14 protein-coding genes are annotated in these 14,679 nt (G+C 39.8%); 8 read left to right on the forward strand and 6 right to left on the reverse strand.

Features of this window, described 5'->3' with window-relative positions; translation table 11 throughout:
* Positions 1-848 precede the first annotated feature (848 nt).
* The 7 genes from GQS54_RS00990 to dgt all read left to right on the forward strand — a co-directional run bounded on the left by GQS54_RS00990 (position 849) and on the right by dgt (position 7,541).
* On the forward strand, positions 849-1,109 hold the full coding sequence (locus GQS54_RS00990) for a DnaJ domain-containing protein (RefSeq protein ID WP_166422143.1): 261 nt from the start codon (positions 849-851) through the stop codon (positions 1,107-1,109).
* A 46-nt stretch (positions 1,110-1,155) separates the two neighbouring features.
* A complete protein-coding gene (locus GQS54_RS00995; RefSeq protein ID WP_166422144.1) occupies positions 1,156-1,623 on the forward strand; it encodes a hypothetical protein in 468 nt (155 codons plus the stop codon).
* Positions 1,624-1,682: 59 nt separating this feature from the next.
* On the forward strand, positions 1,683-2,330 hold the full coding sequence (locus GQS54_RS01000; protein WP_166422145.1) for a hypothetical protein: 648 nt from the start codon (positions 1,683-1,685) through the stop codon (positions 2,328-2,330).
* Between the two features lie 48 nt (positions 2,331-2,378).
* The gene (locus GQS54_RS01005; RefSeq protein ID WP_166422146.1) at positions 2,379-3,296 is read left to right on the forward strand and encodes a hypothetical protein; all 918 of its coding nucleotides are present in this window, start codon (positions 2,379-2,381) and stop codon (positions 3,294-3,296) included.
* Between the two features lie 348 nt (positions 3,297-3,644).
* A complete protein-coding gene (locus GQS54_RS01010) occupies positions 3,645-4,430 on the forward strand; it encodes a hypothetical protein (protein WP_166422147.1) in 786 nt (261 codons plus the stop codon).
* 29 nt (positions 4,431-4,459) lie between these two features.
* A complete protein-coding gene (locus GQS54_RS01015; protein WP_166422424.1) occupies positions 4,460-5,308 on the forward strand; it encodes a mechanosensitive ion channel family protein in 849 nt (282 codons plus the stop codon).
* 784 nt (positions 5,309-6,092) lie between these two features.
* Positions 6,093-7,541, forward strand: coding sequence for a dGTPase (dgt, locus tag GQS54_RS01020; RefSeq protein ID WP_166422148.1), 1,449 nt, complete (start codon positions 6,093-6,095; stop codon positions 7,539-7,541).
* A gap of 40 nt (positions 7,542-7,581) precedes the next feature.
* On the opposite strand, the gene GQS54_RS23155 is transcribed toward dgt, so the two are convergent.
* The 6 genes from GQS54_RS23155 to GQS54_RS01050 form a co-directional block, all read right to left on the reverse strand.
* The gene (locus GQS54_RS23155) at positions 7,582-7,833 is read right to left on the reverse strand and encodes a hypothetical protein (RefSeq protein ID WP_166422149.1); all 252 of its coding nucleotides are present in this window, start codon (positions 7,831-7,833) and stop codon (positions 7,582-7,584) included.
* Between the two features lie 344 nt (positions 7,834-8,177).
* Positions 8,178-9,689, reverse strand: a complete 1,512-nt coding sequence (locus GQS54_RS01030) for an acetyl-CoA hydrolase/transferase family protein (RefSeq protein WP_166422150.1) — start codon at positions 9,687-9,689, stop codon at positions 8,178-8,180.
* 427 nt (positions 9,690-10,116) lie between these two features.
* Positions 10,117-10,506 (reverse strand): cytochrome b562, encoded by a 390-nt coding sequence (locus GQS54_RS01035; protein ID WP_240919789.1) that lies wholly within the window; start codon positions 10,504-10,506, stop codon positions 10,117-10,119.
* A 200-nt stretch (positions 10,507-10,706) separates the two neighbouring features.
* Complete coding sequence (locus tag GQS54_RS01040; protein WP_166422152.1) at positions 10,707-11,291, reverse strand: hypothetical protein; 585 nt, start codon at positions 11,289-11,291, stop codon at positions 10,707-10,709.
* Between the two features lie 2 nt (positions 11,292-11,293).
* Positions 11,294-12,208, reverse strand: coding sequence for a hypothetical protein (locus GQS54_RS01045; protein ID WP_166422153.1), 915 nt, complete (start codon positions 12,206-12,208; stop codon positions 11,294-11,296).
* A gap of 412 nt (positions 12,209-12,620) precedes the next feature.
* The gene (locus GQS54_RS01050; RefSeq protein WP_166422154.1) at positions 12,621-13,148 is read right to left on the reverse strand and encodes an LEA type 2 family protein; all 528 of its coding nucleotides are present in this window, start codon (positions 13,146-13,148) and stop codon (positions 12,621-12,623) included.
* A 546-nt stretch (positions 13,149-13,694) separates the two neighbouring features.
* Here GQS54_RS01050 and GQS54_RS01055 point away from each other — a divergent pair.
* Positions 13,695-14,519, forward strand: a complete 825-nt coding sequence (locus tag GQS54_RS01055; protein WP_166422155.1) for an alpha/beta hydrolase — start codon at positions 13,695-13,697, stop codon at positions 14,517-14,519.
* Positions 14,520-14,679: the final 160 nt, after the last annotated feature.

A 14,679-nucleotide genomic window follows, 5' to 3' on the forward strand; every position in this document is an offset into this window, starting at 1 on the left:
AATTAGTCGATAAATTAAAGGCACAGTCTATTTACTGTGCTTTTTTGATCCAGCTGTCCCATCCTGAAACAGGTTGACATAAAGAGGACTTCTTTATGAAAACATTAAGCATGAAAGGGATTAGACGCTCACAACGGGATTACACATTAGGCTTTAAGTTGAGTGTGGTTGGGGCATAGCCGAATTTTTCTATTAACAACCTATCAAGTGCAATTATTTGATGAGTTTTCGATTAAGTAATTAATCTGGAGTAAAACGGGTGATAGCAGTATAAGTGAATGCTATTACTCGTTTTCATCGTGCTGGGATTAACCGAAGCTGATTAAATCTATCAAATGTATTCATATTTTTGTCTTTTGATGAATGGTACTTAACGTGAGGCAACCATAACTATTTATTAACGTGATTTAAATATCATTGAAAAATACGGGATAGGTGATTGTTGGAAGATACAAGTTACCGCTTAAAGTAGCGAGTTTTTCTGTGGTGACCACCGTGTTTAATCTTAAAACGTAGCTTGCTGGTGCTTTATCTCAATAAATTAGAATGTAATACCGGCTTTGCTGAGATAAAAATATCCCTCTATATTTTGTTTAGTTCTGTTTCTAAACACCAAAAAAACCAATAGCATCTTGTTTTTATTGAAAAATCCTTGGAAATATTAGTATCCCAATATTTTGGTATTAGAAGGTATGTTAAAAATTAGTAAAGCAAGGGCTGTGCCGTTTATAAACTAATATGCAACAAACCCTTTTTCTGATGTCAATATTATCATTTCGAAGGTAAAATTACCTCCATCATATCAACAGTCATGTTTATGTTGTCTCGCGAAAGGTAGTTAGAAGTTTATGGATTATTTTGAACAGTTGGGTGTCAGTCGATCGTCGTCGACCATCGATATTAAAAAAGCGTATCGAAAGCTGGCCAATAAATATCACCCTGATAGAAATGACGGTACAGAAGCCAAAGAGAAGTTTCAGCTAATTCAGCAAGCTTATGATGTTATTTCTGATCCTAAAAAGCGCGCGGTGTATTTAAAACAAAATTATACCGTGATAACCAATCCTCGAGAAGTGGCTGACTCGTTTTGGGATTCAGCTTTGAGCTAGGACTTCAGTTCGGCTGTGAATTAGACTTTACCTTAGGAAACAATGAATGCAACTTGAAGCAAATGTACCTGATTATTTGAGCGGTGATTTTTCTATGTATTTAGAGAATATGACCTCATATGATGATCCTGAAAATCCTGACTTGTTAACAAATTATCTATCAAGTTTATTCGACCAGTTACAGAAAATGCCTTCGTTGTTTAATGGCATGGTTGATCAATTAGCGATGGCGATATCAACTAAAGTGCGTATCGATAGCGAAAACCTAGCAAAAGTGACGATCACGAAAGAGCCTACCTGGGCTGAGATAAAACCTTTTGTGGGTGTGCATGCGGATGCGCGTGCTTGTATAACCGCAATCATGACCCAATCAGAACGCGATTTGAAAAATGCTATTTTGCTTATTCATTTTTATAATAGCTACGACGCGACACCGTTAAAGGCTGAATCCGACGAAAATGAACAAGATCAGGATTACGACTCGGTAAGCTTTTTCGAAAACGACAACTATTAGATTTAGCTGATTAGTATTAAAACACTCGATCGATAAATGAAAAAAATTAAGGATTTAACTTGAATAAAAATGCATTAATGCTTGCAAGCGACATTATGGAACAAGCTCAGCATAGCGGCAGACAAGCAGGTACCGCTTTAGAAGCTATTGCTTCACAGCAAGGCGATGAGACAATGCTGGCGGTGTTAACCGAAATGGATATTTTGACCGTTGCAAAAATTGTTAGAGAACACGACGCCACTATTCCATCGATTGCCACCTGGTTAATGGACGCAGAATCCATTAAGCAATTATTGAATGTCGAGCCGTCGTACTGGGAAAATATGGAAGAAGACACGGTATTTTCTGCTCAAACAGAAGCCCATAGTTTATTAACGCAAATATTTCTGACTACCGATGACGAAGAAAAACAATTGGAAATATTACGCGTTATTGTAGAAGACGATTTTGGTCTTCTGTATTTGTCTTTACCGTTTGTTGGTCACGACTTTTCAGAAATGGAAGAAGATGAAGAGCAAGCATCAGGTAGTGTTGAAGAGCTGCTAATGAAGATTAAATCTTTAAGTGAAGATGCGTATCGTGAAGTGATGACCGTCAGCACCAATGGCACACTAGAAAACATTGAAAGCACCTTAAAACAAAACGCCAATAAACAACGAGTGACAGCGCTTGAAATGGATACTGATGATATGTTTGCGCCGCTGTAATATGCACATGAAAATCGTATTCAAGCTTTCATTCGGTAGGATTGAACAATGAAAATTGCACAGTTAAGACATCACCCTTTTCTACTTTTAGTTTTAAAAGACGGTGAAAGTGGGGGCTATTTCCCCCCAGAATTTATGCATAAAACTAAACAGCAATTAAGCGATATGTCATTGCGGATAGCGTCCGACAATTTATCGATAATTTATGCGGATCAAATTAGAAAGGGCTGTGAAATAGTATTAGGTATGAGCAATTTAGGTTTGCTAGACCTCTGCGATAACGATGCTGAGAAAGCGAAAAGCATTATAAAAGAGCAAGGTATCGTGTATTGCTTTAGAGCCGGTTGGGCTAAATACGCGGAGTTAAAGAAGATATCAGCTTCATACTTCGAAGATATTTCAATCACGCAATATGCAGTAGGCATAAACGATACTTCTGATATCAGATTGATGCATGAGGGGTTAGTTAAAGAGGGTCAGCAAAGTGCCAAGTTGCTACAGATATATAAAAATATCGGAGCAAACTACAGTGCAAATAGCCTGATCATTGATAATGATGAAGACGTACTGGTGTTTGAGTTGCAAAAGTTTCTAAACTCAGCAGTGGCACTGTTGCTTATTGATTCTGACAAGAAAGTATTCACCCATACCTTGTATCAGCAATTTATTACTTTGTTAAGCGATGTAGAAAAAGACGCCCTAAAAATTAAGTTGGAACAGAGCATTGCCCGTTTCACTGAGCAACTACCGGTATCAACAAAAGAATATCTGCAAGCTATAATGTTGCTAGATTTTAATGATTTAAAGGGCCTTATTAAGCAACCCGAAAATGCCGCGATTTATGCTCAGGATATATTGGAACTGCCTATGACCGTCTCAAATGAGTTGAATAATGATTTTGACGGTGGTTACGATTTTCACGCTGATGATGACGACGATATCGCCTATTTGCGCCCTGACGGCTAATAGCAGCCTCTCAGACTAGATATAACTATTATCTAAGATATTAGCGTGACATACACCAGTCGTATGTTAGTACATGGATGTACCAGTCTATCGGCAATCAACGATTACCCAAAGTCCCTTGGACACAATCTCTCATACACGACTCTACGGGTCTTAATCAGCAAAGCTATTATTCTTCTTTAGCATATGATTACCAATATTTAACGGCTACACCTATATTTGTGATGCTGTCTCAGCAATACCTGCTTACGGTGGTTTATTTTTCAGTGCGGATAATATTTTTCTGTAACTTACCTGCTATCCAGTAATAAACTGCTTAGATAGCAACGGCTAAAAAGAGTGATCAGAATGAAAAAGTGGTGGGGTGATATTAATTTCGAAATAAATGAGGTTAAAACCTGGCGAATTGGCAGTCGTAAGATCTCGGTACAACGCAAACATGTCGAGTGGCTCATTTGGAATGAAGAGACCAAAGATGAGAGTTTTGAACAGTTAGTTCTAGAAGATGCGGTATCGATGGAAGCATCTATCGATACGCTGCCCAAAAGGTACCTAGTGAACAAAACCCATGATGCATTAAAAGTTGCCCCTTTACTGGCAAATCGTTCCATCATTGTTAGGCCCAGTTCCACTTTAAATATACTGCCCGGAGAAAAAATAGAACTCTCAGTGAGTTCTCCTTTATGGTTAGCCTTTTTTAATATAGGCAGTAGATTGCCTATTAGTGATCTGCCTTTTTGGCTGCCGTCAGATTCTTGGTTTGGGCCGTCTACTATGGTTGGTGAACTATGTTATTCGAAGTACACCGATGCTAGGGTGTCATTAGAAAATATTCCCAAGCGTTCACATAGAGCCATCACCACGATCAGTATTTTAAATGAGCACGATGAATTACTAACCGTCGATAGAATTAACCTTCCAATACCCTATTTAAACCTTTACGCCGACGCTAGCGAACAGTTCTGGACTGACAAAGTGTGTTTAACGCACCATTTAGATAAGGCTAGGCCGTCTTTTTACATCAAAAGCTTAACCAAAGAGCAGGATAAATCGGCTATTTCTTTAGTGTCGCACGCCAGAGAAATAGCCGATGCTCACACATTTATGCGTTCAATTAGAAGTTTAGTGGCTTAAGCACAAGCATAACCTTAGGAAATTACATGATGGAAGAGACCAGTATCGCGCTTGGTTTAATGCAGCAATTCCACGTCTTTGCTATTGGCAAAGCCATTTTAATACTGATCCTTGGATACCTATTGGCTCGTTTGGCCAGAAATGGCGTTGGGCGTCTTAATATAGCGCATCTTACCGTTAACAGCATGGCACTAGTGCAAAGGGTGGTGTTTTACGGAATTTTAGTGCTGACCTCAATTTCAGTAATGAAAGAACTGGGGTTTGATTTGAGCGTTGTGCTTGGGGCCGCAGGAATCTTTAGTGTTGCTATTGGTTTTGCGTCACAAACGTCCGCGTCAAACCTGATAAGCGGTTTATTTTTAATGATGGAAAGACCATTCTCAATCGGCGATGTGATCAGAGTTGAGTCGACCACGGGAGAGGTGATCTCGATTGATTTGTTGTCGGTAAAAATTCGTACTTTTGATAACCTGTTCGTTCGTATTCCTAACGAATCGATGATTAAAACGCAAGTTACCACGTTAACAAGGTTTCCCATCAGGCGTGCCGACCTACAAATTGGTATCGCCTATAAAGAAGACATTGAGCGCGTAAAAGAGGTGCTTAACCAAGTCGCAACTAAAAATCCATTGTGTTTAGATGAACCCGCACCACTGTTTATTTTGCTAGGTTTTGGTTCTTCCTCGGTCGATATACAATTTTCAGTTTGGGCTAAAAGAGAGAATTTTTTGACCCTCAAAAACAGCATGTATCAGGAGATCAAAAAGACTTTCGACGCACAGAATATTGAGATCCCTTTCCCGCATATCAGTTTATATTCCGGGGAAGCGACTAAACCAATCCCTATTGTTATGGAACAAGAACAGAAAGATGTTTAACGGCAATATGTTTATAGAGGCGTGCCCCATATGTATGGGTAACAAAAATAGGCCTAAATTATATCGGTATTGACTAACGTTTAATGTCTAGAAAGCGAATAGCAGTATTGGAGGATTGGACGCTAAGTATTCTAGCCTCATCCCGGTAGCCGTTTCGTGTTTCTCTCATGATGTGTATTTATATGTTAAGGCGGGGAAGGAATTCAAGGTAAATGGCTGGCAAAGTATTCCCCATGATTATGTTATAGGTTACAGAAAAGGCCTCCAGTATATCGAGCGAGCAGCGAAAAAATACGAGATATCCATTTACCCTCTGGTCAATCTTGATCAAGTACTTGGGTTAATTATTGCTGACAAAATAGATGTCGCGGTAGGGACAGAGCGACTTTTTGCACTAAACAATAAAGTGAGGCAAAAAAAAGACATTGTAATGTTACAGCCAGCGATTGAACGTCACCATTTTTACTCCTATCTACATAAAAAAATAGAAATATTCTACCGACACTCAATAAAGTGCTGATCAGCATGCAAAATTCAGGTGAAATTGAATTGATTAAACCGAAGTATGTGAAGCAAAACTAGCTGTACTGTTTTTAGAGAACGCTATTATTTTACAGGGCTATTTGCCAGTATCACCGATTTTTTATAAAGCCATGAACTACTAAAAAATTAAAACGCGTGGCATTGAGAGCTCTTTAACTCCTTGTTTTATTTAGAATAAAGAATTGCTATCCCGTCATTTCCTGTTGTACTGTTTGACTCCCTGCTATTACAAGACACATCTATGATCGACTTTTCTATAAAGCTAACAAGTGACCGACTTCACAATACGAGAAAAAGAGAATCAACTAAATCGTTACTGTTTGATTTTGAAAGTGATCGTGGCCGTATTATCAATTCAGCCGCGGTAAGAAGGCTTCAGCAAAAAACACAGGTATTTCCCTTAGAGCGTAACGCAGCCGTGCGAAGTCGCTTAACGCACTCATTAGAGGTCCAGCAGGTCGGACGATTTATAGTGCAAAGTATTTTCAATAAGTTAGATGCTAAGAAGCAAGTTGAATATAATCTAATTGACTTCGAGCGACACTTAGAAAGCGTCGTTGAAATGGCGTGTCTAATGCACGACGTGGGTAATCCGCCCTTTGGACATTTTGGTGAGCAAGCGATTAATGATTGGTTTACTAAAAATCTAGCAAGCAGCTTACCAACGTCAGAAGATCAGACTCTTAGCTTAAACCCAGCATTACAACGTGATATATGTAATTTTGAAGGCAACGCACAGGCCATTAGACTTATTCATACATTGCTGCAGTTGAATCTCACCTATAGTCAGGTTGCTGGAATACTCAAATATACTCGCTGTGGTACTGATACGAAGCCGGATAAAGGACAGGCACTTAGCTACCTGCAGAAGAAAGTGGGTTTTTATTATAGCGAAAAACAATATGTCGAAACGCTTTGTGAAACTCTCAAGATGGAGGTGGGTCATCGCCATCCCGCTTCTTATATCATGGAAGCTGCAGACGATATTTCTTACTGTATTGCAGATTTAGAAGATGCGGTAGAAAAAGGCATACTCGATATTGAAAAGCTCGGTAAATCTTTGTGTGCTGAATTTTCAAGCATACATAATGAATTTGCATTGGACAACAACCCCGGATTAATGGAAACCCTAACCTCAAAAGCCTTTAAGGCATCTGAGGCTGATGATATATCCAAAGAAAGTCAGTTTTTCATTTCACTTAGGGTTGGCGTACTCCATCCTTTAGTGGGACATGCTGTCGAGCGATTTATCGCTAATATTAATGACATTTTTCACGGTTCATTTAATCAGGCTTTATTGGAAGATAAAAGCGCTGCACATGCGTTGTCTGAGGCCTTTAAGAAAGTCGCCCTAAAATATGCCTTTTGTAACAAAGAAGTCGAGGCCAGGGAGCTTCAAGGCTACAAAATAATTAATGGCTTATTAGATTGCTACCAACCGTTACTCAAGTTGAGCAAAAAACAATTCACGCTGGTCTACCAACAAGATAGAAATGCGCCGCTGTTTGAAAGGCGGTTAGTCAAAAAGTTACCGAACAAGCATCTCAGAGCCTATATACATGCAATTCAAAATGATGCTAGCGAAGAGTTGGAGTTTTATTATCGTTGTCGGTTGTTGCAAGATTATATTAGCGGTATGACAGATCAGTACGCCTATGACGAATATCGCGCCCTAATGGTGGTTGATTGAAGGCATTGCAAAGTACCCAAATAGGCCAATTTATATTGGCCTATTTAAACCAAACCTTGCCGCCTATCATTTTCAAAGCGGGCGTACCGCGTATAAGCGTGTCTCTAGCGAACACCTTTTCACATTGAGGGCAGGTACCTTCGTGTGTCGTAAAATCCTTGGTAATTCGTTCTTTAAAACATTTTACTAGGGCACCTTTCCCGCCTTTTTTATATTTTAAAAGTGGGTGTTGGCAATTGCTGCAAAAAATATCCACACTTTTAGACGGCGCTTTCGTATTTGGTTTTGCCATAATCACCTTTTGTAGCACGTGGCATTCAGCGTTGGGGTTATTGCTTAAACAGTACTCATGCCGCACATATTGACTTGGCCATATTTGCGACTCAATATTTCGATATACGACTATATTGTGCCGCAGCGATACTCAGATTCAAAGAGCTATGAATTTCAACGAGTAAATGCGAGACAAGGACTATGCAGAGGTAATACTCAAGGTGACGGTAGACCCAGCATATTGATTGAAGCTTATTACTAACAGTTTAGAACCAGCAATAAGCATAATTTTGATATGTTGATCCCAAGGCTTACCTACCTATTTAACAAGCAGGCAAGCTCTGGTTTAGACGCTTAGTTAGATTACATTTGGCCATTGGTTTCAAAGTTATGATGCCAGCTTAGCGCCTCGTTCAGAATATGCGGTGTGTGCATACCACGTTTACTGGCGCATGCACGATCGAAATAATCATATAAACGGTCTTTAAATAGCGGGTGGGCACATTTTTCGATAACTACCTTAGCGCGTTGACGAGGTGATAGGCCTCTTAAGTCAGCCAAACCTTGCTCAGTCACAATCACTTTCACATCGTGTTCTGTATGATCAACATGAGACACCATAGGCACAATCGCTGAAATAGCCCCATTCTTACAAATAGAAGGGGTCATAAAAATGGATAAGTAGCCATTACGGGCAAAATCCCCTGAACCGCCAATACCATTCATAATACGTGAGCCCATAATGTGGGTTGAATTCACATTACCGTATATATCGGCTTCAATTAAACCGTTCATGGCAATAATACCGAGGCGTCTGGCGATCTCTGGGTGATTACTAATATCCTGCTGGCGTAATATAATTTTGTCGCGATAGAAATCGATATTTTCATTAAATTCATCCAGTGCTTGGGGGCTTAAAGAAAATGCCGTTGCAGAGACGACTGACAACGAGCCTGATTTAAGCATACCGAGCATGCCATCTTGAATAACCTCGGTGTATGCCGTTAAGTTTTTATAACCACCTTGCTCTAAGCCACTTAATACAGCATTGGGTATATTGCCAACGCCTGACTGTATGGGTAACAACTCTTTAGGCAGTCGGCCTTTTTTAATTTCATGGCTAAAAAAATCAAGAATATGATCGGCGATTTGGTTTGATATCTGGTCAGGGGGATTAAACGCACTATTGCGATCGGGAGCCGACGTTTCAACAACCGCGACTATCTTTTCAATAGGGATTGATAGATATTTTTCGCCAATTCTGTCTGACGGTGAGGTCAATAAAATGGGTTTGCGATTTGGCGCTAACGCGGTGCCATAATATATATCGTGCATCCCTTCTAACTTGACACTTTGCTGGTCATTTACTTCTAAGATAACCATGTCAGCTTGCTCTACCCACGTTTTATTGTTACCGACAGATGAAGAAGGGATAATGCGCCCGTCAGCGTGTATCGCGGCTACTTCAATAACGGCAATATCAAGTTTGCCCAAAAAACCAGACCAAGCATTCTGTGATACTTCAGACAGATGAATATCTACGTAATCCATTAATCCGTCGTTAATTTGCTGACGACAAACGGGATCCGACTGATAGGGTAAACGCATATTGATACCATCTATCGCTGCAAGTACCCCATCTAATTCCGGTGCTGTGGATGCGCCGGTCCATAAATTAATTCTAAAAGGTTGGTTCGATACACGTAAACTTTTTGCTTTTTCTACTAATGCAGCCGGAATCGACTTGGGGTAACCCGCTCCCGTAAAACCACTCATTCCAACGGTCTGTTTATCATGGATAAAAGATACCGCTTCCTCAGCTGACATTATTTTTTTACGTAATTGCGGGCATTCGATACGTGACTTTGCAAACATGCATACTCCTAGGAAAACATCATTAACACGATAGACCAGCCACTTAAGATACGTTTGCATAAAAAACATAAACAAGTTTTGAGATCTAACGAGTAAAAAGACTAATAGAAGCTGACTTTAACGATATGGGGTAAAGACGATATAAGACCTCGGTCTTAGATTTTCATAAAAATGTAACGGTTAGTAATTTTTGCTAATGATATGTTTTTTAGATGTATCTATTAGGTTAAATTTGCTTGTTTAGTATTTATGAAACGTGTTGTTTGGTGTTTTTAGCGCTTATAGAATGCTGGTATGCCAAGCCGAGTCAAACTTAGAACTGTTCGCCATAAAAGACAAAGTACAAAGTTTCTCGGCCAAACGGCATGAGACATTGTCTAGATTTCAATGAGCAACGTATTAATTCAGTTTTGCAGTGCGCTGTGAATTATTCACTGCCAAAAAGTAGCCGCCATATGCTCGGACTACGTTCTTTGTGATACTGCTTTTTCAGTGCTATCACTTCTTGCAATTGTTGTTTCGCCTTTTTGATATCACTCGCTCCAAGACTTTGTTGGACCAAATTCAGTTGTGTTTGCACTTCTTGTAGCCCTTGTTGCAATATCGTTTGTCTCTTGGGCTCAAATTGCACTACTTGCACCGAGCTAACCAATTGCTGTAACTTGTCGACCATACTGTGCATCGCCTTTGGGTCAGCTGCTTGCATAGCTTGTCGATAGGTAAAAGACATGGATTTCATGGTTGCTTCAACATCGGTACTGGCCACTACTTTTTCCGCTGATTCTTGCGCATAAACCTGACCACTAAACTGTAACATTCCAAATATCATCAGGAAAATTAGGCTTATGTTTTTTAACGACATCATTTTTGGACCCATTCATTTGCGAGGGCGCGAATTTTAGCATAAATATATCGATGTTATGCCTGTCAGTTGCACGGCATTAGGAATAAGGGCAAGGTTAGTGCGGGGAAAGTAAAATTTATTCCGTGAATCGTTCGTTAGCTAGTGTTTATCAACTATAAAATCTCTGCGATAGGGTAAACAAATACTAAATACAAATAGAAAAAGGCTAACGATAACACCAGTATGATCACTCCAAGAACCGGTGAACTGACCTTAACACCAGAAGTCGAAAGCTCAATCTTATGCTCTTGTCCTACACTAATATTGTCGGGCTTGATATCAAGCTTGAACTGTATCCAAGCAAAGTAGATACCTATTGCTACTAACACGAGAACGACGAAAAAAATAATCCGCGCAGAGAAATGTTGCCAAGCAAAAACCTTGGCACGATGCTCATGGCCGGTTTTATAATAGTTGAAACTCGACTGATAAGACTGCCAGCAAACATCGCGGGTCGATTTATCATCAATATCTGCACACCAAACGTCAGTTAATGACAAAGAAGCGTGTTCTTTTTTCTGTTGAGCATTTTGTGTTGGCAATGGAGCAGAAGATGGAATAGAGAGCGAATCTAGCACACTTTTTGCCTCAGAATTCTGTTCAAATGAATCGCCGAATACCGGTGAAGCCGCCATAACTAATAACATCATCAGAAGTGTTCTAAAGACTCGATATAAACGTAAACTTATCACTGGCATTTTTAGCACCCTAAGCCTAAAGCACATTTAATGACTTGTTGGCGAAATGCCATTTCACAATAAATATTGCTGTTACACATCTGACTTTCGTGACTATTAAAACGTTTACGATCAGTGTTGTTCAAAATACCTTTGGCTACGCCTAGTAAAGCGCCATTATGTTGTCGCAGCCAATTTTCTAAGTCACTTCCAGAGCGTGGTCGTCCAGGAATACTGATTCTCTGGACCTGAGTATCAGATTTGTCTTTACTGTTCCCTGCACTGTAATAGTCTCCGTTAACTTTATTCTTAAACGAAGAGAACGATTTATTAGCAACTGTCTGCGAAGTAGAATCTGCTTGCTCTTGGTAGCATAACTTAAGTGCAGACTGGCATTGATTTCTAACGCTTTTAGCGGCTAAGTATTGCTTGCTCAGGTTTTGCTGAGACTGGGACAGTCGATCAATTCTCGTCTGACATTTATTTACTTTGGCATTACACCTTTCTTGGTTTGCTTTAGTATTCATGGTTGAAGCAAGCTTTGGGTTATTTCGCACTGCATACCAAGCGCCGGGTGCGTTTTTACTGCCACAACTGCCCGCCATAAACTCAGTCGTATTTTGGGCCATATAGCCCCGGCATGTTTGTGAAATGTTATTTATGTCGGTGAGTTCTAACGCTACAAACTGGCTTGAATTCTGATTATCAGTTACTTCGCGAAGAATCCCACTATGGCCACCCCATACAATCTGATAATTGAATGTCGAGGTGCTATTTTTGGCTTGGCTACCTTTGACTCCGCGTATGATTAACGTATCTCGCTTATCATCTACAGTAAGCTCCCAAGAATCACCGACTAAAAGTACTTGCTGAATAGGCGTTCGCGCCTTGGCATCCGTAACCGAACCAATTAATGCGACTAAGATAGCTAGCCACATCGCACGGGAATTTTTTTAAGATACGTTCATAATCAATTTGCCTTTCACGTGGATCGTATTCCAGTCATTTTTATATAATGCTAAACACAATTAACAGGGCTGGGATGACAGCGGAGCAATGGAACAGACTGAATTGGGGCTCTGTTAATACTGCGTTACATAGGCTCAATAACAGTCATAGCATCACCCAAGAATGAACGGCGAACATAGCGAGACAGTTAAAGACAAATTTATTAGAGGTAAATTTGAACAGCTTTATCTGTCTTTCGAATATGTGAACGACATGGGTGTTGTTTATAAAATAAAGGGTATCAATTAAGCTTATAGGACTTGTTAAGTTTAGTGCAGATTATCTGCCTAACGAATAAAGCAACACCCTACAAGCTTAGAACAGTTTGAAAAATAGACAATTTTACAGTGAGTTACTTTTGGTGGTTGTACTGCGCTTATTTAATCCAATTGGAAGAATACCGCTGCGCGTAATTGGAATACTGCCCCATAACCCTTTACTGGTAAAAATTTTTGCATTTACTTCGTAGGCTAATTCTTCAGGTTGTGAATTCATAATATCCAGCAGTAGCCGCCCAGAATTAAATATGCTGGCGCTGACATCGACTTCAAATGTATCTTCGCTTAATGGCTGTAATACAAATTTTTTGTCACTCACTCCCGTGGCGACTTGCAACCCGCGTAAGCTCAACTTGAAATTGATACCTTCTATCGGAAAGGCCGTATTATTAGGATTGATCACACGAAATTTAAGTCGAAATCGTTGCTCTAAACCTTGTGATGGCAAGATCTGCAAGTTGGTTAGTTGCAAATCAGGTTCTTCAAAATCAGGTGTCAAAGTGGCACAAGATGAAAGTAACAATGTGATTAAAAAGAGTGTTAGTCGATTAAATTTAGACCAAGTAGATGAGTTTTGAGAGTAAAACAGCATAGTGTCAATTTCCCTATTTCAGATGAATGCATAATCCCCCCAGCACTCGCCTGAGTCAAATCACAGAGTAAAAATCAGGAACGTTAAATCAGCTTATTGAGTATTAATTTACCGGGTAATTATTTCATCTCAATTAGATTTAATTTCATTTCTACGCAATACAGCAGCCTATGGTGTGCGTAATTGTGTGCAATTCATATACGTTTTCTTTTTATCATCAAGAGATTTAATTGTTAAATCTATCTGTTAGGCCTTTGTTGTAAGGGGATCCGATTAAAAGGATAAATAAAATATTATTGGGGATTCAGTTAGTCTGTTTTTACCTGACAATTGGGCTGAAATTTGCTTTAGCTAGTGTGATAAATAAGTTTGCAATGGCTAGAGTTTGGAATTTTTTTGCGCTTTAACGTGTTAAGCCAGAATATCATTGGCTGTGTTATACGGGGTAAAAGTTAGCTCAATTCATCTATTTTCGTTCACTCATCTATCTGCAGACATCATAGGTAACAAACCCAGTTGCCATATTTGACCGACTAGGAGGTAAAAATGAATATGACTCAATACGTTACGATTGAAGGCCATCAGATTGCGTACGAAGAGATGGGGGAGGGATCACCGTTAATATTAATTCATGGTATTCCTACTAATCGATCTTTATGGCGAAATGTGATGCCTACCTTGGCAGCTAATCACAGAGTTATCACCCCTGACTTGCTCAATTTTGGTGAATCTGATATGCCAGTCGACACGGACGTATCGATAAATGCTCAAAGTCGCATTATCAGAAAATTTATGGATGCGTTGGGTATTTCTAGAGCAAATATTGTGGCCCACGATATCGGTGGCGGTGTTGCGCAATTGATAGCGGTGAAACACCCTGAAAAAGTTAATCGCTTAGTTTTAATCGACAGTGTCTGTTTTGATTCATGGCCGATACCTGAGTTTGAGCCCTTGCTTGAGCCAGGCGTTGAACAACAAACCAGCGTCGAAGAATTCGTAGGCATATTGCGTGATTTTATGCCTAAAGGTGTATACGACTCCAGTGTTATGACCGAAGAACTGATTAAACTTTACGTGGCCCAGTGGAGCAGTGAACAGGGTAAAGCGGCTTTATTTCGCAATATGCGTCGACTTAACAGCGAATATACCGAAGCCATTGCGGGAGATCTTAAAACCCTACCTCATGAAACTTTAGTATTGTGGGGAGACAAGGATCACTTCCAAAAACCAAAGTATGCGCCAATGTTGGCGGATGCCATTCCAAAAGCGTCGCTGATTTGGCTAGAAGATGCCGGCCATTGGGTTATTGATGAACAATCTGAAAAAGTTTGCACATTGATTAACACGTTTTTAGAAGGTAGTGCGTTTTAGCACTATGCAAACAGGTGTGATGATGACTCACACCTGTTCTTGCTAATTAGCGACCATTATAAAATAAAACTATAACCATCCGTTTACAGCACGGTTGGTATCCACGGCATATTGGTAAGCAATGGAACCTTTAATCTTGCCAAAAGCCTTTATCCCTTTC

The sequence above is a fragment of the Paraglaciecola sp. 20A4 genome (genome assembly GCF_011378905.1).
In the GTDB taxonomy this organism is placed as follows: domain Bacteria; phylum Pseudomonadota; class Gammaproteobacteria; order Enterobacterales; family Alteromonadaceae; genus Paraglaciecola.